We start from the raw sequence: 20,770 nt of genomic DNA on the forward strand, positions 1-20,770 counted from the left end.
CCGGTCCCGAACCGCCGTCGAATGACGTTCCGTAGGTGACGACAATGCAGCTGAAGACGCCCGGATTCGATGCCCAGGTCAAAGCGGCCGCCGAACGGGCCCGCGCCTGCGGCCTGGCCGCCGACGCGATACGGATAGCGGCCACCCTCGACGGGATGGTCCCCGAGCAGATCGGCCGAGCGGCCATGGGGCTCGGCGAGCGCGTGTACACGGAGATCGCCGAGTCCCAGGTCGCGGGATTCGCCCCGACCGGCGGCCCCGACACCACGGCGGACGACGGAGGCGGGGACCTGCTGGTCCTGACCGGGACGGGGCGGCTGCGCGTCGTCCCGGCCGGCACCCGGACCGCCGGCCCCGAGGAGGCCGAGCCGCTCGGCACCCTCAAGTGGCAGAACCGGCCGGAATCCCTGGGCCGGCTGTGGACGCTGGCCCAGGACGTCCAGCGGATCCAGTTCGAGGAGGTGCACCGCTGGCTCGCGCAGCAGGACGCCGACTCCGTCCGGCAGCGCATCGACGCCGTGGGCCACGCCCTGCTCCACATGGCCCCCGTGCTGCTGTACGTGGGCGACCGCTTCTACAGCAACCTCGGCAAGTTCAGCAATCTGCCCGGCCGTTCGCTGGCCGCCGGGGCCGAGGGCTCCGTGCTCACCGCGCTCAGGGCGGCTCCGGCCGCGCGGTGGGCCCCCGAGGACGCCACCTTCGTCGTCTGCATGAACGCGCTCATCAGCTCCGGATCCCCGGTCCGGGCCGAGGAGTTCAACGGGGTACAGCTCACCCCGGACCTGCTCGCGGGCTTCCTCCGGGAACGCATCGAGACGTACGGGGCCCCGGTCCCGGACCTCGCCGGCCGGCCGACGGGCGCCGCGCTCGACGCCCTGGCCGCCGCCTGCGCCGCCGCGCGGGCGGAGCGGTTACGCGCGGGCGCCGTGTTCTACCGCGAGATCAACGGAGCCTCCCTGCACAAGCGCGAACGGATCATGGCCGAACCGCTCGGCTGGGACGAGCTCCCGGCGCCGGTGGCGGAGCTGCTCTCCGGAGCCGCGGGCCGGCCCTTCCCCGTGGCGGCCGCGCCCGCGACGGCATCTGCGTACGCCGCGGAGGTCGTGGAGCGCGTCGTACGGCGCGCCGCGCCGGCCGGGTTCACCAGCGCGTACGAGGGGTTCCTCCACCGCTTCTTCGAGACGCTGGCCGGGGCACTGGACTGCGACGTCGTGATGGGCCGGGGGCCCAAGTCCGTCGCCGTCCTGCACAGCGGCCACCCCGCCGAGGACCGGATCGCCCTGGCCACCCGCGATTTCTACTGCTGCGTCGCGCCCGGCGCCGCGTTCGCCCGGAGGTTTTCCGAGGACCGGGCCGCACTCGCCCGGACCCTCTCCGCGTACAGCGCGCGGATGCGCTACAACACCTGGCACTACCTGCCGCACAGCATGTCGTGGACCGAGGAGTCCCCGGGCCGCGACGACTGGTTCTTCGCGCCGATGACGGCCGACATCACCAACTGGTCCGACCAGCACCACACCGGGCACGTCACCTTCGGCGTCCGGCATGCCCTGCGCGTCCCGCTCGGCATCGTGCTGGAAGGCGCGTACCGCCCCGGCCTCTACGACCTGCGGCTGCTGCGCACCTCCGGCGCCGAGTTCGGGCAGGGCGACCTGCGGGCGGCCATGGTGGCCGGCCGGATCCAGGCGCTGCTGCACCAGGCGGCCGCCGACCGGGGCCTGGAGGTCCGCGATTTCGACAACGGCTGGTACCGGGATTTCCATGGCGCCTGACCTGCCCGCCGCACCCGACCTGCCTGCCGCACCTGACCTGCCCGCCGCACTCGACCTGCCTGCCGCACTCGACCTGCCCGTACCGCCGTTTGCCGGGATCCGCACGCTCCGCGCGGCCTACGGGGACGGCAGCCTGCTGCCCTCGGAGCACCTCGCCGCCACCTTCGCGCTGCTGGACCGGTGGGAGCCCCGGATCGGAGCCTTCCTCACGCTCGCCCGCGAGCGCGCCACCGCCGAGGCCGAGGCCGCGGACCGGCTGCTCCACCGGTACGGGAACGCCGTCTGGCGGGACCGGCCGCTGCTCGGCATGCCCGTCTCCGTCAAGGACCTGACCCCGACGGAGGGGATCCGGACCACCCGCGGCTCCCTCCTGCACGCCGACGCCGTGCCCGGCCGGGACGCCCCGGCCGTGGCCCGGCTGCGGGCGGCGGGCGCGATCGTCATCGGCAAGACCAACACCTCCGAGGGCGGCTGGAGCGCGGCCGGCGTCAACCGGCTCCAGGGCCCGACCCGCAATCCGTGGGACCCGGCCCGCACCCCCGGCGGCTCCAGCGCCGGCGCGGCCGCCTCGGTGGCCGTGGGCATCGGGGTCGGTGCCACCGGCACCGACGGCGCCGGATCGATCCGCATCCCCGCCGCCTTCTGCGGGGTCGTCGGGTTCAAACCCTCGCTGGGCCGGATCCCGTACGTGCCCCAGAGCCCGGACGAGCTGTCCCATCTGGGGCCGCTGACCCGGACGGTGGCCGACGCGGCCCTGCTCACCCAGGTGATGTCCGGCTACGACACCGCCGACCCGCTGTCCTTCGGGGCACCCGGCGGGCCGGCCGGGGACCCGGAGGAGGCGGCCGGGCGCCTGCCCCGCCTGCGCATCGGCTGGATCACCTCGCTCGGCGATCCCGCACCGCCGCCCGGCATCGCGGCAGTCGCCCGGCGGGCCGTGGAGGCGCTGGCGGCCCGGGGACACGCGGTCGAGGAGATCGCGCCGCCCTTCGAGGACCCGTACCCGGCCCTGGAGACGATCCTCGCGGGCTGGGAGGCGGCCGCCCACCCCCTGGACCTCGACGAGGTCGCTGACCGCCTCGACCCCGGCCGGCTCCGCGTCATCCGGTACGGGCGCACGCTCGGCGCCGCCCGGCTGGCCCGGGCGTACGAGGCGCGCGCCGTGCTGCGGGCCCGCAGCCAGGCCCTGATGGAGCGGTACGACCTGCTGGCCATGCCGACCGTGGCCATCGCGCCGTTCGCCGCCGACCGGCACGAGCCGCCCGACCCGGTCCGCAAGGGCGCCCTGTCCTGGCTGGCCTGGGCCCCGGAGGCCTACACCTTCAACCTGACCGGCCAGCCCGCCGTGTCCGTCCCGGCGGGGCTGTCGCCCGAGGGGCTGCCCGTCGGCCTGCAACTGGTCGGCGGGCGGGGCGAAGACCTGCGGGTGCTGGCCGCCGCGTACCAGCTGGAGCAGGCACGGCCCTGGCACCACCACTACGCGGCGCTCTCGGCGCGATCGCCGGAACCAGCAAAGGAATCGACATGACCAAGGCCACCACCGCCCGCGAGGCCGACGAGCGGCGCTACGCCCGCTTCGCCACCGGCAGCGTCGGCTTCGTCGAGCGCCACGGCCTGTGGAGCGAGGACCAGCGAGCCGCCGCGGAGGCCTTGGAAGAGACCCTGGCGGGCCTGGAGTTCGTCCGGGTCGGCTTCGGCGATCCGCACGGGCTGATGCGCTCCAAGACCCTGACGGTCGAGGCCTTCCGCACGGCCCTGCGCAACGGCATCGACATGAGCCCGGGCCCCTTCGTCTTCGACACCGGGCACGCCGTGGGCGTCGACTTCTTCGCGCCCGGCGGCGGCATCGGCATACCCGAGCTGACCGGAGCCGGCGATTTCCTGATCGTCCCCGATCCGCTCACCTTCAAGGTGCTGCCGTACACCGAGGCGGCCACCGGCTGGGTCATCGCCGACGAACACCTGCGCGACGGCACCCCCCACCCGCTCTCCAGCCGTGCCGTGCTGCGCCGACAGTGCGCCCGCGCCGCCGGGCGCGGACTGAGTTACGTGGTCGGCCTGGAGGTGGAGTGGTACGTGACCCGGCTGGCCGGCGCGGAACACGGCCCGGGGGCCGCCGCGGCGGTCGGCGGATTCGGAGTCCAGGGCGAACCGCCCGCCGTGGAACCGGTCAACAGCGGCTACCAGTTCAACCTGGACACCTTCACCGACGGCCTGATGCACCTCGTCACCCCGCTCGCGCGGGCCCTGCGCGGACTCGGGCTGCCGCTGCGCACCGTCGAGCACGAATCCGGTCCGGGCCAGCTGGAGTTCACGTTCAGCCCGATGAACGGCCTGGACGCCGCCGACGCCATGCTGCTGTTCCGTACGGTCGCCAAGCAGATCTGCGCCCGCCTCGGCCACCACGCCTCCTTCATGGCCCTGCCCCGGCTGGAGCGCTTCGACCCGAGCGGCTGGCACCTGCACCAGTCGCTGTTCGACACGGCGGCCGACCGCAACGCCTTCGTTCCGCCGCCGCGGGAGGGCGGCGCCGCGCTGCTGTCGGACGAGGGCCTCGGCTACGTCGCCGGGCTGCTCGAACACGCCGCGGACACCGCCCTGTTCTGCATCCCTACCGTGAACGGGTACCGGCGGCTCGACGAGCAGTTCTCGCTCTCCCCGGACCGGGTCGTGTGGAGCGCCGAGAACCGGGGCGCCCTGGTCCGGGTGCTCGGCGGCCCCGGCGAGGAGTCCACGCACGTGGAGAACCGGATCGGCGAGCCCTGCGCCAACCCGTACCTCTACCTCGCCGCGCAGCTCGCCGCCGGGCTGGACGGCATCGAGCGCGGGCTGCGGCCGGGCGCCCTCGCCGAGGACCCGCACGCCCCCACGGCGGCGGCGCTGCCGCGCGATCTGGCGGAGGCGGTGGCGGCGATGGAGGGCAGCGCCCTGGCCCGGGACCTGCTGGGCAAGCCGCTCCAGGACTGCCTGGCGCAGCTCAAGCGCAGCGAGGTGGCCCGGTTCGGGGAGTGGCTGGCCGTCGCGGGGCCCGCCGGCCCGGGCGAGATCACCGCATGGGAGCACCGTGAGTACTTCGGCACGTACTGACGAACGCCCGGAGGGGGAGCACTGGTTGACGGTCTGCGTCATCGGGTCGGGCCCGCGGGGGCTGTCCGTCCTGGAGCGGCTGGCGGCCAACGTGGACGAGCTGCTGCCGGCCGGGGTGCGGCTGCGGGTCCACCTCGTCGACCCGCGGCCGGGCAGCGGGCAGGTGTGGCGCTCCGACCAGTCGCGGCACCTGCTCATGAACACGGTCGCCTCCCAGGTGACCCTGTTCACCGATGACAGCGTGACGATGGACGGCCCGGTGCGGCCCGGTCCCGGCCTGGCCGAGTGGGCCGCCGACCCCGCCCTGCACGGCAGCGCCTCCCCGGCCGGGGACGAGGTCCCGGGTCCCGACGGCTATCCCACCCGGGCCCTGTACGGGCGCTACCTGGAGTGGGTGCTGCGCAGCGTGGTCCGGCGGAGCCCCGCGGACATCCGTACCCACCCCGCGCGGGCCGTCCGGCTCGACGCGGACACCTCCGCACGGGGGCGGGACCGGGTGACCCTGGACGACGGCACGGTGCTGTCCGGGCTCGACGCGGTGGTCCTGGCCCAGGGGCACCTGCCGGTCTCCCCGGCCCCCGCCGAGGCGGCCTTCGCGCGGTTCGCGGCCCGTCGCGGGCTCTGCTACCTGCCCCCGGGCAACCCGGCCGAGGCCCGGCTCGACGCGATCGCACCCGGGGAGCCGGTCCTGCTGCGCGGCCTCGGGCTCAACTTCTTCGACCACATGGCCCTGCTGACGGAGGGCCGCGGCGGGGTCTACGAGGCCAAGGACGCCGGGCTGGTCTACCACCGCTCCGGGCGCGAGCCCGTGCTGTACGCCGGATCGCGCCGGGGGGTTCCGTACCAGGCGCGCGGGGAGAACCAGAAGGGCGCGCACGGCCGCCACCTCCCGCTCGTCCTCACCCCGGCGGCGGTGGCCCGGCTGCGCCGGGGGCCGCGGCGGCCCCGCTTCCGGCGCGACATCTGGCCGCTGGTCTCCCAGGAGGTCGAGACCGTCTACTACGCCGCCCTGCTGCGGGCGGGCGGCCGCCCCGAGGCCGCGGCGCACCTGCTCGAACGCAGCGCCAGCGGTCCCTGGACCCCGTACGACCGCGACCGGCTGCTCGACGCGCTGGGCGTGCCGGCCGGGTGGCGCTGGGACTGGGACCGCGTTGCCCGCCCCTGCGCGGACCGCGTCTTCGCCGACCGCGCCGCGTTCACCGGCTGGCTGCTGGAGCACCTGCGGCGGGACGTGGCCGAGGCGCACGCCGGGAACGTCGACGGCCCGTACAAGGCGGCTCTCGACGTGCTGCGCGACCTGCGCAACGAGGTGCGGCTGCTGGTCGACCACGGCGGGATATCCGGAGCCGACTACCGCGACGAACTGACCGCCCGCTACGGGCCGTTGAACGCCTACCTGTCGATCGGCCCGCCGCCGCGCCGGATCCGGGAGACGATCGCACTGATCGAGGCCGGTGTGCTGACCGTCCTCGGTCCGGGGGCGGAGTTCGGCGCGGACGAGGCCGCGGGCCGTTTCACCGCCCGCTCGCGCCGGGCCGGCGGGGACGCGGTGCAGGCGCGGGCGTTCATCGACGCGCGGCTGCCCGAGCCCGATGTGATGCGCACCGAGGACCCGCTGCTGGGGTACCTGTACGCCACCGGCCAGTGCGTCCCGTACGTGATCGACGACGAGCGCGGCCCGTACCGGACCGGAGGGATCGCCGTCACCGAGCGTCCGTACCACGTCATCGACGCGGCCGGCGCGGCGCACGAGCGGCGCTTCGCGTACGGCGTGCCCACCGAGGGCGTGCACTGGGTGACCGCCGCCGGGGCCCGGCCGGGCGTCGACTCGGTGATCCTCGGCGACTCCGACGCGATGGCCCGCAGCATCCTCGGCCTCGCCCGCGGGGCGGACCGCCGCTTCGACTCGCTGACGAGGAGCACCACCTGATGGACCGTCCCACGACACCTCTGGACACGGGTCTCCTTTCGCCGGTCCGGGCCGCTGCCGCCACCGAGGCGGCCCTCACCGACACCGCCTGGGCCCAGGCGGTGCTCGACGCCGAGGCCGCCCTGGCCCGGGCCCAGTCCCGGCTGGGCACCGTGCCCGCGAAGGCCGCCGAGACGATCACGGCGTGCGCCCGGGCCGGGGCGCTAGACCTGCCCGCGCTGGCCGTACGGGCGCGCGGCGCAGGCAACCCGGTGGTCGCCCTGGTCGAGGAGCTGACGGCGCTGGTCGCGGCCGAGGACCCCGCGGCGGCGGAGTACGTGCACCGCGGCTCCACCAGCCAGGACATCCTCGACACCGGCGCGATGCTGGTCACGGCCCGCGCGCTGCGCCTCGTACGCGCCGAGCTCGACCGGACGGCCGAGGCGCTGGCCCGGCTGGCCGACGCGCACCGCGCGACGCCGGCGGTGGCCCGCACCCTCGGCCAGCACGCCGTCCCCACCACGTTCGGCCTCAAGGCGGCGGGCTGGCTCGTCGCGGTGGTCGACGTACGGCGCCGGGTCGGGGCCCTGCTCGACGGAGGGCTGCCGGTCCAGCTCGGCGGGGCCGCGGGCACCCTCGCGGGCTATCTGGAGTACGCGCGGCTGACGCCGGCCCGAGCGGGCACGGGCACGTACGCGGGCACGTACGCCGGGGAGTTGATCGCCCTCTTCGCCGCCGAGACGGGACTCGCGGAGCCCGTCCTGCCCTGGCACACCCTGCGCACCCCGATCTGCGACACGGGCGCCGTCCTCGGGCATGCCGCGGCGGCGCTCGGTAAGTTCGCCACCGATGTGCAGACCCTGGCCCGCACCGAGCTCGCCGAGGTGGCCGAACCCGCCGGGGCCGGCCGCGGAGTCTCCTCCGCCATGCCGCAGAAGCGCAATCCGGTGCTCGCCGCGATGATCCGCTCCGCCGCCCTCCAGGTGCCCTCGCTGGTCCTCACGCTGACGCACTGCGCGGCCGCCGCCGAGGACGAGCGGCCCGCCGGGGCCTGGCACGGCGAATGGCAGCCGCTGCGCGAGGCGCTGCGGCTGGTGGGCGGAGCCGCCTGCACCGCGGCGGAGCTGGCCGAGGGGCTGGACGTGCGTCCCGCGCGGATGGCGGCCAACCTGCGGCTCACCGGCGGGGCCGTGGTCACCGAGCGGCTGGCCGCCGCACTGGCCCCCGTACTCGGCAAGGCGGGCGCGAAGCGCCTGGTCGGCCGGGTGGCCGTGGAGAGCGCGGACAGCGCGGAGACCCCGGACCCACTCGTCGAAAGGTTTCTCGCGCAGGCACCCGAACTGGCCGAGGAGTTCACCGCCGCGCAGCTGGAGCGGCTGCTCGACCCGGCCGACTACACCGGCGCCGCCGAGGCGCTGATCGAGCGGGCTCTCGCGTACCACCGCGGCAGCACCGCATGACTTCCGTACGGCGATGGCCCGTGGCGGATCTTCCGAAGGGATTTGAACAGTGATCGTTGCGATGGACGGACCCGACGGCGCGGGCAAGAGCACGCAGGTCAAGCGGCTGCAGAGCTGGGCCGAGAGCCAGGGCCTGTCGTTCCGCGTCGTCGGCAAGTGGCAGGTGTTCGCGGAATCGGAGGTACCGCAGGCCCGCTTCCTGCGCGGCACCACCCTCGACGAACTGCGGGTCTGCATCGCCGAGATGCCGAACCCGGCCCGGATGCTCTTCCTCGGCTGGCTCAACACCCTGGCCGCGGAGCGCGCCCGCGCCGCCGAGGCGGACCTCGTCGTCCTCGACGGCTACTGGGTCAAGCACGCCGCCACCGAACTGCTGGCGGGCTGCCCCCAGGAGCTCGTGGACGCGATCGTGCACGCCATGGCCCCGGTGGACAGCGTCGTCTTCTTCGACGTCACCCCCGAGGAGGCGCTGCGCCGCAAGAAGGGCGACATCACCCCGTACGAGTGCGGCCGCGATCCGGAGTGCCGGCCGGAGAGCTTCCTGTCCCACCAGGCGGCCGTCCGGGACGTCATGCTCGACTGGGCGGCCCGGCACGGCTGGGACGTCGTACGGGCGAACACCGCCGAGGCGGCGGCGCAGCAGCTGCGCAAACTGCTGGCGCCCAAGCTGGGGGTCGAGGTCAACCCCCGCCCCGCGGAGGCCGCCCCCCGCCCCGCCGTCGTCGAAGCCCCGGCGGGCCACTGATGCCGAACGACGGGCGGAGCCTGAGACGCGGCCTGGCGGCCGCACTGTTCGTCCGCTACCTCGGGGCGGGCAGCTGGGCCCCACTCCAAGTCCTGTTCTTCGTCCGGTCCGTGGGCCTGTCCACGGGCAACGTGGTCATGGGGCTGACGGCGGCCGGGCTCGCGGGCCTGGTCGCCGGGCCGCTCGTCGGCCGGCTCGCCGACCGGTTCGGGCCGCGCGAGGTGGGCATCGCCGGACTGGTCGCCCAGGCGGCCGCCGCAGGCGCACTGCTGCTGGTGGAGGGCATGGCCGGGTTCCTCGTGGTGATCACCCTGATCTCCCTGGGGCGCGGCGCCTTCCCCGCGATCAGCGGGGCGCTGATCGCGTACGTCGGCGGTGAGGACCGGGTCGCCTACCGGGCGCGGATCTACTCCCTCCAGAACCTCGCGATGGTCTCCGGTTCGCTGCTCGGCGGGCTGGCGCTGCAGGCCGACACCCGGACCGCGTACGTGATCGCGATCTGCGCCGACGTCGTCTCGTACCTCGTCGCCGCGGTGCTGGTGGCCCGGCTGCCGCATCTGCCGCCGATCCCCAAGGGGCCGGGGAGCGGCCGGCACTACGCGCTCGCCGACCGCCCGTTCCTCGCCGTCAGCGTGCTCGCGGGCACCCTCGTCATGTTCGACGTCTTCATGACGGTGCTGATGCCGGTGTGGATCGCCGAGTACACGAAGGCGCCGCGCTGGACGGTGTCGCTGGTCTTCGCGCTGAGCTGTGCGCTGGTGGTCCTGCTCCAGACCAAGGTCGCCAAGGGGGTCGAGACCCCGCACGACGGGGCGCTGGCCATGCGGCGCAGCGGGCCCGTCATCGCCGTGGCCATGGCCCTCGTCTTCGCCGCCGCGCACGTCCCGATGTACGGGGCGATGGGGCTGATCCTGATCGGCACGGCGGCGCTGACCTTCGGGGAGATGCTGTTCACGGCGGGGGAGTACGCGCTGTCGTTCGGGCTGGCCCCCGAGCACGCGCAGGGCGAGTACCAGGGCGTGTTCTCCGTCGGGGTCGGCATCGGCGGTGCGGTGGCGCCGACCGTGCTGAACGCGCTGTGCCTGAGCGCGGGCCCGCTGGGGTGGGCCGTGCTCGTCACCCTCATGGTCGCGGCCGGGGCGGCGGTGCCGCCGGTGGCGGCGATCGCCGAGCGCGGGCGCGACCAGCGGGAGAGGGAGCGGGACAAGGAGCGGGAGCCCAGACCGGCCGGGTGAGCGTCGCGGCCGGCCTGGGCCCGTCTTCGGGGGCCTACCTGCCGCGCGCGTCCACCAGCTGCGCCACCCGCGACTCGATCCCCGGGTCGTGGGAGGCGAACTCCTCGCGCCGGGCCCGCTCCTCGGCGCGTACGCGCTCCAGGACCGGACCGGTCCACGGGGCGTCGAGGACGACCCCCCACAGGGGCTGGAGCCGGGCGGCCCGGGACACCTTGGCCTGGAAGGCGTCGCAGCTCAGGTCCACGCAGTGGTAGCCGTGGGCCGCCGCGTACTTCACGGCCTCGTAGTAGGTGAGGTTGAAGTAGAGCTTGGCCTCGCGGGCGATGGAGTCGTCCAGCCCGTGCGAGCGGGCGTACATGGTGTTCCCCCAGAAGAAGTACTGGGTGAAGCCCACCATCCGGTCGCCCTGGTAGGCGCCCAGGATCCGGCAGTTGTCGTCGAACAGCGAGGCCTGCTGGGCAAAGCGCTCCGACTCGCTCTCGTCGGTGACGGGGTGCCCGTACCGGATGAGCACCTGCGCGGAGAGCGGGCCGAGCAGCTGGTGGCACTCGGAGAGGCGCTTGACCTCGGTGCGGCAGCCGGCGTCGGTGTAACGGCGCATCTCGCGGCGGATGGAGGTGAACTGGTGTGAGGTGAAGCGTCTGCGGTAGCCCTCCAGGCCGTCGGGGTCGACGGGCAGGACCGCGGTCGCGTCCATCAGCACCACCTGGTCCCGGGGGCCCAGGTGCGGCAGCAGCCGCTCCACCGACTCGTCGGTGAGGTAGAGCAGGGCCGCGAGGCCGCCGTCGTCGGCGCCCATCGCACGGAACCGGTCCAGTACGGTCCGCACGCCCGCCGCGGCGAGCGGTTCGACGGTGCCCGGGGCGACGATCACCTCGCTGGTGTAGCCGAGGCGGGTGCCGCCGAGGAGCAGCGGGCGCTCGGGCGTGGCCGGCTCGGCGGCGCCGGGGAACAGTACGGCGGGATCGTAGAAGTGCGGGACCTTCCCGGTGAAGCGGTGGGTGGGGAGCCCGACGGTGTACGTGCCGCCGGAGGCGGCGACCAGGTGGCGGGAGCCGGCATCGGCCAGCTCCTCTCCGTAGAGCAGCCAGCGGTGGGTCGAATAGAGGGCGGCGTCGCCCGCGAGGGCGTTCCACCGGTCGACTTCCGCGTCCCGTATCGAGGCGAGCTCGACGAGCTCGGGGCTCTTCGGGCCGTTCCCGCCGTCGCCCGCGCCGTGCTTCGTCCCGCCGTTGCCCGCGCCGTCCGTCCCTGCCGTCGTCACGCTGTGCGTCCTTCCCGATCGCGATCGAGTGCGCCGGTCACGGTAGCCACCTTCAGCCGTCCGCGCGGTCGAGGACACGAAAGTCGGCCATCCCGGCGTCGATCCGCAGATAGGCCAGCCGGGCGGCCGTCGCCCCGCGGCTCGCGTACGTGGCGACGGCGGCGGCGGTGAGCTCCTCGGGGTCGGCCTGCGGGTCGGTCTCCAGATGGTCGGACACCGTCGTCTGGACGAGGTCGGAATCGGCGTCCACCGCCATCCGCTCGGTCAGCGTGACCGTCAGGCCGTACCCGTTCGCCGCGGCCCAGGCCCGCAGTTCGCCGTCGGTGACGAGCTGTTCGCCCGCCTGGAGGAGGAGCGCGGTCAGATGGGCCGTGCCGCCCGCGCCCAGGTGCCGGGGGAGTCCGGCGAGGACCCGCCGGCCCACGCCGAACCCGTCCTCGCCGCCCTCGTGGGCGGCCTCCTCGCCCGGGGCCGCGAGGGTCGGCAGGAAGGGGATGTTCGCGATGACGTGGTCGTACGGTTCCACCCCGGCCGGCAGCGGCTCGTACAGGTCGCCGACGAGGACCTCGATCCGGTCCGCCGCCCCGTTGATCTCCGCGTTGAGCCGGGCCACTTCGGCGGTCTCGGGCAGCAGCTCCACCAGCGTGGCCCGGGCGCCGCCGTGGGCGGCGACCAGCCCCTGGAACCCCGGTCCGGAGCACAGGTCGAGGACGCGCGCCCCCGCCCGGAAGCCGGTGCGCCGGGCCAGCGCGATCGAGTCCCGGCCGAAGTAGTGGCGTACGGGGAAGGGGCTCGGCGGCTCCGCGAACAGCCACACCCCGGCGGAGCGGAACAGGCTGACGTCGACCAGCCGGACCTCGGCCCCGCGCTGGTGCGCGACCCCGCTCTTGACCAGGGCCGGCAGCGCCCCGGCGAGGGCGGGCGGCAGCCGGTCGGCCGCCGCGACCTCCCCGAGCAGCAGGAACCCGGCGAGGGCGCGCAGCTCGCCGTCGAGGCCGCGGGCGCCGGCGGCCCACTGGCGGCGGTCCACCGAGTCCCCGGGGAAGTCGGCCAGGAACTCGGCGAGGCCGAGCCGTTCGAGCTCGGTGACGACCCGTGTCACCGGACGGCTCCGGCGTCGGTGTCGGCTCCGGCATCGGCGTCGGCCCCGGCCCCGTGCTGCGCCGGGAGTCCGATCCAGGTGCGGAGCATCAGCCGCCCTCCGTCCACCGGCCGGTCCTCGTCGAACGCCGTCCGGCCGTGCACGATCGACCGGTTGTCGATGAAGATCATCTCGCCCGGTGCCAGCCGCCCGTGCGTCTGCAGATCGCGCCGCTCCAGCAGCGAGTCCAGCAGGTCCAGCGCCTTGACCTGCTCGGGCGTCAACGGCGGTACGTGCGGGTGCCGGTGTCCGATCTCGATGTAGTCCCGCAGGTAGTACATCCGCTCCCGGCCGTCCTTGAACTCCAGTACCGGCCGCTCGGTCGTGAGCGGCACCCCCGGCGTGTCGTCCCGGGTGTCGAAGTGGACCGGCAGCCGCAGCGCCGCGAGCTCCTCGGGGTGGCCCCGGAGGATCTCCAGCAGATCGCTCACGTGCACCGTGACCAGGGCCCCGCCGCTGGAGGCCTGCCGGACGCAGAACAGCGCGAAAATGTCCGGAAGCCGCCCCGGCCGGTGCGCCGCGTCGGTGTGCAGGCTGCCGCCCTGCCGGCTGTCCGAGTAGCGGCCGGTCGCGCCCTCGCCGAGCCGCATCCCCCGGTCCCGTACGTCCCGCAGCAGGGCTCCCGCGCCGTCCTGCGGCAGCAGGTCCCCGGCCAGCCGGGAGACCGCGACCGTGAACCGGCGCGCCTGCTCCTCGCCCAGGTGGTCCAGGCCGCTCAGCACGAAGTAGCCGGGCCGGGCGTCGAGGTGGCGCCGTACGAAACCGCCGACCGTCCGCCCGAACTCCCGGTACCAGGGCGCGCGTACGTCTTCCTCCCCGCTCTCGGCGACGGCCGTCGCGAGCGCGCGGTCGACGGGGTGGCGGACGGTCGAGAACGGATCGTTGCTGTTCATCTCGGATCACACTCCCAAGGCCTGGCTGCCGAGGCGTTCCGGGACCAGCCCCGAACCCCGCAGCCACACGGCTATCTCTTCCGCGCACGTTCCGACCCCCGACACCCCGCTGCCCTCGACGGCCCGCAGCACCGCCCCGGCCGCCGCGCCGCGGCGCCCGCCCAGGGCCAGGACCTGCGTGACGATGTTGTCGAGGACGACCGGCCTGCGCACGTCCAGCGCGCAGTTGTACGTCACCCCCGGCTCGGGGGCCAGTTCCAAGGCGGTGATCGCGCCGGGCGCCCCGCCCGGCGACGGCTCGATGAACAGGCGCGCCTCCAGGCAGTGCCTGTCCCGGTCGACGCGGATGCGGCCGGGGGCGGGCAGCGCGCCCTGCGCCAGCTCCATCTGGAGGGCCACCACGTCCAGGCCGGTCTGCGCCTCGCACATCCGGTAGGCCAGCGGCAGCCGCCCGTTGACCTCCAGGAAGTAGTGACTGCGGGCGCACGGACCGCTGCCCGAGCCGACGATGAACTCGACCGTCGCCACGCCCCGTAACCCCATCCCGGTGACGAGCCGGGCCGTGTCCGCCCGCATCCGCTCCACCAGCTCCGGGGCCACGCCCTGGACGGGCGAGGCCTCCAGCAGCTTCATGCTGCCGTCGACCAGCAGACTCTCCCGCTCACCGAGCGGGTGCACGGTTCCGGCGTCGTCCACGGCGACCGTGATCCCGACCACCGCTCCGCGCTCCACGTACCGCTCGGCGTACCAATCGGCACCCTCGTCGTCCGCCATGAGCGCGAGCGCCCGCTCCGCCTCCGCCTCGGTGTGCACGATGCGCACGCCGAGGCCGCCGCACCCGGTGACCGGCTTGAGGATGACCGGCAGTCCGATGTCCGCCACCAGCTTGGCGATGCGCCCGTTCCCGGTCGCGTGCGGCAGTACGGGCAGGCCGAGGCGGTCGGCGGTGGCGACCGCGTGGTCCTTGTCGCGGGCCGCCGCGAGCACCTCCGCCGTCGGCCCGACGAAGGCGATGCCCGCCGCCGCCAGCCGCTCGGGCAGCTCCGGGTCCTCCGCCAGCGCCCCGTAGCCCGGATAGACCGCGTCGGCTCCGCAGCGCCGGGCCGCCTCGACGATCCGGCCCACGTGGTCGTACGTCTGCGCGAGCCCGGTGCCTTCGAGGTACTCGCACCCGTCCGCGGCGAGCGCGTGGAGGCGCTGGGGGTCCGATGAGGCGACGACGGCGATCGGCGACCAGCCCAGCCCGCGGAAGGTGTCGACGGCCCGGGCCGCGATCGCCCCGCGGTTGGCGATCAGGACTCTTCTCATGGCCTTCTCCCAGCGCTTCTCGGTGGCTCGCAGTGGCTTCGGTTCAGTGGTCGGGATGCGTCCGGCCGAGCGCCCTGTAGTGCGTGACCAGCCGCCGCCGGTCGTCGAGCACGTGGAAGGCCAGCGCCGGGGCCAGCTCGTAGTCCACGGCGGGCCGGCCCTCGAAGGGCAGCGGTACGGTCGAGGCGACCCCGGGCGCCACGAGGAGCGGGCGCCCCGCGAACGTCGTGGCCGCGGCCACGTGCGCGTGACCGCACAGCAGGGCCACGACCTGCGGGTGCCGCTCCAGCACCGCGGCGAGGCGCTCCTCGCCGAACTGCCGGACCCGGTCCACGTACGGGGTGTGCAGGTCGACCGGCGGGTGGTGGAAGCAGACGAACACGGGCAGCTCCCCGCCCTCGGCGGTCAGCGTCCGGTCCAGCCACCTCAGGGTCAGGTCGCTGAGCAGACCCTCGTCGCTGCCCGGGACCGTCGAATCGCACAGCAGGAAGACGGCTCCGGGCGTACGGACGACCTGGTTCAGCTCCTCGTCCCCGGGCGCCGCGTCGAGCAGCCCCGTACGGAACGGGCCCCGCCGGTCGTGGTTCCCGGGCAGCACGAGCACCGGGTAGGGCAGGTCGAACAGCTTGCGGGCCTGCGCGTACTCGTCCGCCGTCGCGTGGTCGGCGATGTCACCGGAGACCAGGACGGCGTCCACGGGTCCGGGCATGTCGCGCAGGTGGTTCATGACCGTCAGCGCGCGCTGCGTGGCGCGCTCCGAGAGGTCCAGGTGCAGATCGCTGACATGGGCGATGACGGTGGTCACGGCAGGTCGTCCTTCCGGGCTTCGGTCGCCGCGGCCTGGAAGCGGGCCCTGACCTCGGCGTTGGTGTGCGCCGAAGTTACCCGCGGGGGCGTGGCCCCACCCCTGCCGATGTGCAGCGCCACCAGATGCGGGCCCGGCCGCCCCTTGATCTCCCCCAGATGGGCGGTGACTTCCTCGGCCGTACGGCAGACCCTGCCCGTGCGGTATCCGGCCGCCAGCGCCAACTCGTCCCAGCGCATGGCCGTCGCGCGGGTGCGCTGGCCGCCGGTGGAGTCGTACGCGCCGTTGTCGAGCACGAAGTGGGTCAGGTTCGGGGGCCGCCGCTCGCCGACGAGCGCGAGCCCGCCGAGGTGCATGACCGCCGCGCCGTCGCCGTCGATGACCACGACGTCCTGGTCGGGGCGGTTCAGCGCGGTGCCCAGGCCCAGGCCGATGGCGTGCCCCATGGAGCCCTGCATGTAGAAGTTGCGCGCGGCGTCGACGACCCCGAACAGCTCCCGGCTGATCATGCCCGTGGTGCTGTAGACCAGCGCGTCACCCAGGTGCCCGGCGATCACGGAGACGGCGCCCTGTCGGTCCATCCGCGCGTCCGGCGCGGGCGCCGGCACCGGATGGGCGTCGACGGTCTTCGCCGGTACGAGGACGACGAAGGACCGCCTCTCGCGCCGGGCCCGCTCCGCCCGGTCGAGGAGCCCGCCCAGGCTCTCCTCGGCCGGGTCCAGGATGCCGTGGGCGATCCCGAGGGCCTCCAGCACGCCGATGGTCCCGGCGCCCATGGCCGCGTGGTGCGGCTCGTCGTCCTCGGCGCGCGGCCAGCCGCGCAGGCTGACGAACAGCAGCAGCGGGATCTCGTACGCCATGGTCAGCGAGGTCAGCGGGTCGAGGAGGTTGCCGAGCCCCGAGTTCTGGGCCAGCACCACGGCCCGGGTCCCGCCCAGTTCGGCGCCGGCGGCCATGGAGAGCGCGATGCCCTCGTTGGGCGCCGGGACGTAGCTGTCGCGCTGTTCCAGCAGCGCGAACGGGCCCTTGAGGAAGGAACACGGCACCCCGCTGAAGAACCCGTACCCGCGGCGGTCCAGCTCCGCGCAGAAGAACTCGGCGCTGATCATGCGCTCCACTCCTCCCACCGGTTCACCTGGGTGAGGCCGAACAGCTCCTTCATCGGGGCGATGGCGTCCTCGACCCCGCCGGTCCCGCCCTGGAGCCGGATCTCGCCGAGGACGTCGCGCATGGCGGAGACCGAGGCGCGCAGCGCGTGGTTCGCGTAGATCACCATCGAGACACCCGCCGCCTCGGCCTCGGCGAGGTCCCAGTGCGGATAGGTGGTCGGTACGACGACCACGGGCGTGCGCGCCTGCCAGGCCTGGAGGAACTCCAGGATCTCGATCGGCGTGGACTTCTTGGAGTGCATCAGTATGGCGTCGGCGCCGGCGTCCGCGTACAGGTGCGCGCGGCGCAGCGCCTCGGCGAGCCCGGCCCCGGCGATGAGCGCCTCGACGCGGGCGATGACGGTGAAGTCCGCGGTGGTCCGGGCCCGTACGGCGGCCTGGATCCGGCCGGCGAACTCGCCCGCGTCCTCCAGGTTCTGGCCGCCGCCGAGGAAGCTGTTCCGCTTGGGGAACACCTTGTCCTCCATGCAGATGCCGCCGATGTCGGCCGCCTCGAACTGGCGGACCGTACGGACGACGTTGATGTTGCCGCCGAAGCCGGTGTCGCAGTCCGCGAGCAGTGGCAGCCTGGTCGCCTGGTTCACGTGCGAGCAGGCTTCGAGCAGCTCGGACATGGTCAGCAGGCCCAGGTCGGGCAGGGCCCGGGAGGCGGAGATCTCGAAGCTCGACGCCCACAGACCGTCGAACCCGGCCTCCTCGACGAGCAGGGCGGTCAGCGCGTCCCGGGATCCGACGATCCGGGCCAGCGCCTTGCGTTCCAGCAGTTCGCGCAGTCGCGTCGCCTTCGACACTATTCCCCGGCCCTCTGCGCGAAACGGCCGTGGTGCGTGCCCGCCACGTCCTCCCCCGCCGACTCGAACACGCAGTGCCAGTGGAAGGAGCCGGGCACGGCATGCTCGGCGTCGGTGGCACTGAGCAGGCGGAACCCGGGGTGCAGGCGCAGCAGGTCGGCGGCGTCCACGTACAGGTGCGGGTGCACCTTGTCGTCCGTGGCCCCCGGCTGGCAAAAGGTGTTGGGGCTCACCTCGATGCCGCGGCCGTACTCGCCGTTGCGCTTGGAGAGCATCGTGGACTGGTAGATGCCGCCCGGGCGCAGCACGCGCCGGACCTCGTCGAGCACGCGGCCGAGGCCGGCCTCGTCGTTGTGGTAGACCACGTTGAAGGCGAGGACGTAGTCGAAGCTGTCGTCCGCGTAGGGGAGTTCGCCGAAGTCGCCGATGTCGAGGGCGACCCGTAACCCGCGCCTCTCGCTCTCCTCGCGGGCGGCGCGTACCGCCGCCTCGCTGGCGTCGGTGCCGGAGCTGGTGAATCCGGCCTCCGCGAACCAGAGGGCGTGCCGGCCCACGCCGCAGCCGAGGTCCAGTACGTCCTGCGCGCCGAGCTTCTGCAGTCGCGCGGCCTCGTCCACGACCCACGGGTGCGGCCGCGACCAGTCGCCTGTGCGCCCGCTGTCGGTGCGCCAGACCTCGTCCCAGTAGAGATGGGCTGTCATCGGATGACCTCACTCGTGATTACTTTTCAGGGGGCGTCGACGGACTCCAGCAGGCCGGCTTCGAGCGATCCGTCCAGCAGCGGCCGCATCGCGTCGAGTGCGCAGCCGGCGGCGGCGAGCGCCTCCGACAGCGGCCGGCGCCCGTCGAGTCCACGCAGCAGCCGCAGCCAGTCCGCGTGGGTGAGGTGGTCGATGACGAAGCGGATGCCGCCGTCGACCACGACGTACGAGGTGTTGGCGCCCTGTACGTCGTCGAGTACGAGGACGCCCTCGGCGAGGCGGAACACCGAGGTCTCCTCGATCCGTGCCTGCGGGAACAGCTCCTGGACCTCGGAGCCCTCGAAGTCCGTGACGCGCAGTTCGTACGGGGCGGGGCCGCTCGGGGCCCGGCTGCCCGGGACGTCCACGGCCATCAGGTCGAGGATGCCCAGGTTGACCACGCGCAGGAGCAGTTCGACGTGGCCGGAGCCCTGGTCCCGCTCCAGCCGGCGCAGGGCGCGGTGGATGTTCGCGCCGTCGAGGTACTGGGCGGCGCGCGGCGAGGAGAGGGCCTGCTCGACGAGCTCGTCGCCGCTCTGCGCGAGCATCCGGGTGAAGGTGCGGTGCGTGTGGCGCACGCCTTCGCCCTCGTAGAAGGCGAGCTTGGGCCGGCCGATCACCTCGGCGGGCAGGATGTCCCGTACGGCCTCGCGGATGACCTGCTTGTCCCAGAACAGCCGCTTGCGGTAGGCGCGCGGCACGGTCGCGAGCAGCTCGATGATGCGGTGGTCGAGGAAGGGGACGCGGGCCTCCACGCCGTTGCCGGAGGCGGTGCGGTCCTCGACCCAGAAGTTGTACTGCTGCATGTCCCGGAACTTCCAGGCCAGGTAGGAGCCGTACGGGTCGTCCACCGCGCCGGGGGCGTACGCGCCGACGGCGTCGTCGCTGAGCAGCGGCAGGTCGGTGCCCTCCCACCAGACGGAGAGGGCCGACTGCGAGCCGAGGGCTTTGCGGCGGGCCATCGTCCGCAGGTTGCCCTCGAAGTCCTCCCAGTCGCCGCCGCCGGAGAGGGCGACGCTGTAGCCGCCGCTGAACTCGTCGGCGCCCGAGCCGAGCAGGATCGCCTTGAGCTCGGGGCGTTCGGCGCGGGCGAAGCGGTACATCTCGCTCTTGTAGAACTGCTCGGGGCCGCACAGCGGCGTCTCCATCAGCCAGAGCAGGCGCCGCCACTCGTCGGGCGAGGGGATCCGGTCGGCCCCGAAGGCGACCTGGTGGTTGGGCAGTCCCAGCAGGTCGGCGGTCTCGCGGGCGTACTGCGCGTCCTTGTTGACGACGGTGGCGCCGGTCAGCGCGGAGAAGGTGTGCAGTCCGGTGTGCGCGGCCAGGGAGGTGATGGCCGCGGAGTCGAGGCCGCCGCTGAGGAAGACGCCGATCTCGGCGTCGGCGATCAGGCACTCGCGGACGGAGGAGGCGAGCAGATCGCCCATGCTCCGCACGAAGAAGCTCTCGGGAAGCCCGCCGGCCTCGGCCGGCGTGGGCAGCTCCCAGTACCGGTGCACGCGGGTGGCCCCACCACGCAGGCTGATGTCGACGATGGCCCCGGAGGGCACGTGATCCACGCCCTTGAACCAGGTCAGGGGCTCGTCGTCGCTCATCACCGGCGCGGAGCTGAGCCCCTGGTCGGCGAGGGCGCGCGCCCAGTCGAGCTCGCGCGGGCAGTCGGGGTGCGCGAAGAGCGCCTTGACCTCGGAGCCGAAGAGCACGGTGTCGCGGTTGCGGTGGATGAACAGCGGCTTGATGCCGAGCCGGTCGCGTGCGAGCAGCAGCCGCTGCTCACGCAGGTCGATGACGGCGATCCCGAACATCCCCCGCACATCGTCGAGGAACCCAATCCCCCTCTCCAGATAAAGATGGAGAAGCACCTCGCAATCGCTCTCACTCCGAAAGCGAACCCGCCCCTCGAACCCCTTCCGCAACTCCCGGTAGTTGTAGATCTCCCCGTTCGCCGCGAGGATGACGTTCCCGTCCTCGCTGATGAACGGCTGCCGCCCGCCCTCGGGGTCGATCAGCGCGAGCCGCGTGAACGACATGCACGCCGGCCCGGTGTGGTGGAACTGCATGTCATCCGGCCCGCGCGGCCGCAGCGCATGGGCCATGTCGCGGAGAATCGCGTCGGCCGACCCCGCGAGGGTGCTTCCGTCCGTGTGGGCGAATCCTGCAATTCCGCACATAAGGCTTCCGATTCCCCTGTCACTGATGTGTGGAGCGGACATGCCACGCCCCCCGAACGGGAGGCGTGGCATGGGGTCGCTACTAGCGGACAGCGGCGACGATGGTGCCCTGGTCGACCTTCTTGGCCTCCGGCTTGACGTAAACCTTCATCTCATTCACCTCCGCTCAGCGTCAGTGGTCACCTACTGCTGAACAGCATCCCCACCCCCGGTGTCCCCCCGGTGGCCCCCCAGTGGCCCCCCGGCTCCCCGAGCCGGCACGCCCCGTACGCGGCGGATG

16 protein-coding genes are annotated in these 20,770 nt (G+C 73.8%); 7 read left to right on the top strand and 9 right to left on the bottom strand.

Annotation, left to right across the window (positions count from 1 at the left end):
• Positions 1-35 precede the first annotated feature (35 nt).
• The 7 genes from OG509_RS20410 (at position 36) to OG509_RS20440 (ending at position 10,208) form a co-directional block, all read left to right on the top strand.
• The gene (locus OG509_RS20410; protein ID WP_406183871.1) at positions 36-1,772 is read left to right on the top strand and encodes a hypothetical protein; all 1,737 of its coding nucleotides are present in this window, start codon (positions 36-38) and stop codon (positions 1,770-1,772) included.
• A complete protein-coding gene (locus OG509_RS20415; protein WP_406183872.1) occupies positions 1,762-3,300 on the top strand; it encodes an amidase in 1,539 nt (512 codons plus the stop codon). Before OG509_RS20410 ends, OG509_RS20415 begins: the two co-directional genes overlap by 11 nt.
• The gene (locus OG509_RS20420; protein ID WP_406183873.1) at positions 3,297-4,859 is read left to right on the top strand and encodes a glutamine synthetase family protein; all 1,563 of its coding nucleotides are present in this window, start codon (positions 3,297-3,299) and stop codon (positions 4,857-4,859) included. The genes OG509_RS20415 and OG509_RS20420 overlap by 4 nt, the downstream gene beginning before the upstream one ends.
• 25 nt (positions 4,860-4,884) lie before the next feature.
• On the top strand, positions 4,885-6,789 hold the full coding sequence (locus tag OG509_RS20425; protein WP_406183874.1) for an FAD/NAD(P)-binding protein: 1,905 nt from the start codon (positions 4,885-4,887) through the stop codon (positions 6,787-6,789).
• Positions 6,789-8,228, top strand: coding sequence for a lyase family protein (locus tag OG509_RS20430; RefSeq protein ID WP_406183875.1), 1,440 nt, complete (start codon positions 6,789-6,791; stop codon positions 8,226-8,228). Before OG509_RS20425 ends, OG509_RS20430 begins: the two co-directional genes overlap by 1 nt.
• A 61-nt stretch (positions 8,229-8,289) precedes the next feature.
• Positions 8,290-8,973 carry a thymidylate kinase gene (locus tag OG509_RS20435; RefSeq protein WP_406183876.1) on the top strand — a complete coding sequence of 228 codons (684 nt, stop codon included), beginning with the start codon at positions 8,290-8,292 and terminating at the stop codon, positions 8,971-8,973.
• Positions 8,973-10,208, top strand: a complete 1,236-nt coding sequence (locus OG509_RS20440) for an MFS transporter (protein WP_406183877.1) — start codon at positions 8,973-8,975, stop codon at positions 10,206-10,208. The genes OG509_RS20435 and OG509_RS20440 overlap by 1 nt, the downstream gene beginning before the upstream one ends.
• 34 nt (positions 10,209-10,242) lie before the next feature.
• Here the strand turns inward: OG509_RS20440 and OG509_RS20445 are convergent, their stop codons facing one another.
• From OG509_RS20445 to asnB, 9 genes are read right to left on the bottom strand one after another with little or no spacing between them, the layout of a single operon-like run.
• Positions 10,243-11,472 (bottom strand): GNAT family N-acetyltransferase, encoded by a 1,230-nt coding sequence (locus OG509_RS20445; protein ID WP_406183878.1) that lies wholly within the window; start codon positions 11,470-11,472, stop codon positions 10,243-10,245.
• Between the two features lie 52 nt (positions 11,473-11,524).
• Positions 11,525-12,574: a hypothetical protein gene (locus tag OG509_RS20450; RefSeq protein WP_406183879.1), complete on the bottom strand. Its 1,050-nt coding sequence runs from the start codon at positions 12,572-12,574 to the stop codon at positions 11,525-11,527.
• On the bottom strand, positions 12,571-13,506 hold the full coding sequence (locus tag OG509_RS20455) for a TauD/TfdA family dioxygenase (protein WP_406183880.1): 936 nt from the start codon (positions 13,504-13,506) through the stop codon (positions 12,571-12,573). Before OG509_RS20455 ends, OG509_RS20450 begins: the two co-directional genes overlap by 4 nt.
• Before the next feature lie 6 nt (positions 13,507-13,512).
• A complete protein-coding gene (locus OG509_RS20460) occupies positions 13,513-14,814 on the bottom strand; it encodes a biotin carboxylase N-terminal domain-containing protein (protein ID WP_406183881.1) in 1,302 nt (433 codons plus the stop codon).
• A 43-nt stretch (positions 14,815-14,857) separates the two neighbouring features.
• Positions 14,858-15,619, bottom strand: a complete 762-nt coding sequence (locus tag OG509_RS20465; protein WP_406183882.1) for a metallophosphoesterase — start codon at positions 15,617-15,619, stop codon at positions 14,858-14,860.
• Positions 15,616-16,728 carry a phosphonopyruvate decarboxylase gene (aepY, locus tag OG509_RS20470; RefSeq protein ID WP_406183883.1) on the bottom strand — a complete coding sequence of 371 codons (1,113 nt, stop codon included), beginning with the start codon at positions 16,726-16,728 and terminating at the stop codon, positions 15,616-15,618. Before aepY ends, OG509_RS20465 begins: the two co-directional genes overlap by 4 nt.
• Positions 16,725-17,579 (bottom strand): isocitrate lyase/phosphoenolpyruvate mutase family protein, encoded by an 855-nt coding sequence (locus tag OG509_RS20475; protein ID WP_406183884.1) that lies wholly within the window; start codon positions 17,577-17,579, stop codon positions 16,725-16,727. The genes aepY and OG509_RS20475 overlap by 4 nt, the downstream gene beginning before the upstream one ends.
• Entirely contained in the window at positions 17,579-18,280 is a 702-nt protein-coding gene (locus tag OG509_RS20480; RefSeq protein ID WP_406183886.1) for a class I SAM-dependent methyltransferase, read from the bottom strand. The genes OG509_RS20475 and OG509_RS20480 overlap by 1 nt, the downstream gene beginning before the upstream one ends.
• Before the next feature lie 26 nt (positions 18,281-18,306).
• Positions 18,307-20,562, bottom strand: coding sequence for an asparagine synthase (glutamine-hydrolyzing) (gene asnB, locus OG509_RS20485; RefSeq protein WP_406183887.1), 2,256 nt, complete (start codon positions 20,560-20,562; stop codon positions 18,307-18,309).
• Positions 20,563-20,770: the final 208 nt, after the last annotated feature.

Source organism: Streptomyces sp. NBC_01006, from assembly GCF_045162725.1.
Classification (GTDB): domain Bacteria; phylum Actinomycetota; class Actinomycetes; order Streptomycetales; family Streptomycetaceae; genus Streptomyces.

What these genes read in the sequence shown, in the direction of transcription:
- OG509_RS20415 (WP_406183872.1), top strand. Translation starts at nt 1,762, where the DNA reads ATGGCGCCTGACCTGCCCGCCGCACCCGACCTGCCTGCCGCACCTGAC.
- OG509_RS20420 (WP_406183873.1), top strand. Translation starts at nt 3,297, where the DNA reads ATGACCAAGGCCACCACCGCCCGCGAGGCCGACGAGCGGCGCTACGCC.
- OG509_RS20430 (WP_406183875.1), top strand. Translation starts at nt 6,789, where the DNA reads ATGGACCGTCCCACGACACCTCTGGACACGGGTCTCCTTTCGCCGGTC.
- OG509_RS20435 (WP_406183876.1), top strand. Translation starts at nt 8,290, where the DNA reads ATGGACGGACCCGACGGCGCGGGCAAGAGCACGCAGGTCAAGCGGCTG.
- OG509_RS20440 (WP_406183877.1), top strand. Translation starts at nt 8,973, where the DNA reads ATGCCGAACGACGGGCGGAGCCTGAGACGCGGCCTGGCGGCCGCACTG.
- OG509_RS20455 (WP_406183880.1), bottom strand. Translation starts at nt 13,506, where the DNA reads ATGAACAGCAACGATCCGTTCTCGACCGTCCGCCACCCCGTCGACCGC.
- OG509_RS20460 (WP_406183881.1), bottom strand. Translation starts at nt 14,814, where the DNA reads ATGAGAAGAGTCCTGATCGCCAACCGCGGGGCGATCGCGGCCCGGGCC.
- aepY (WP_406183883.1), bottom strand. Translation starts at nt 16,728, where the DNA reads ATGATCAGCGCCGAGTTCTTCTGCGCGGAGCTGGACCGCCGCGGGTAC.
- OG509_RS20480 (WP_406183886.1), bottom strand. Translation starts at nt 18,280, where the DNA reads ATGACAGCCCATCTCTACTGGGACGAGGTCTGGCGCACCGACAGCGGG.
- asnB (WP_406183887.1), bottom strand. Translation starts at nt 20,562, where the DNA reads ATGCCACGCCTCCCGTTCGGGGGGCGTGGCATGTCCGCTCCACACATC.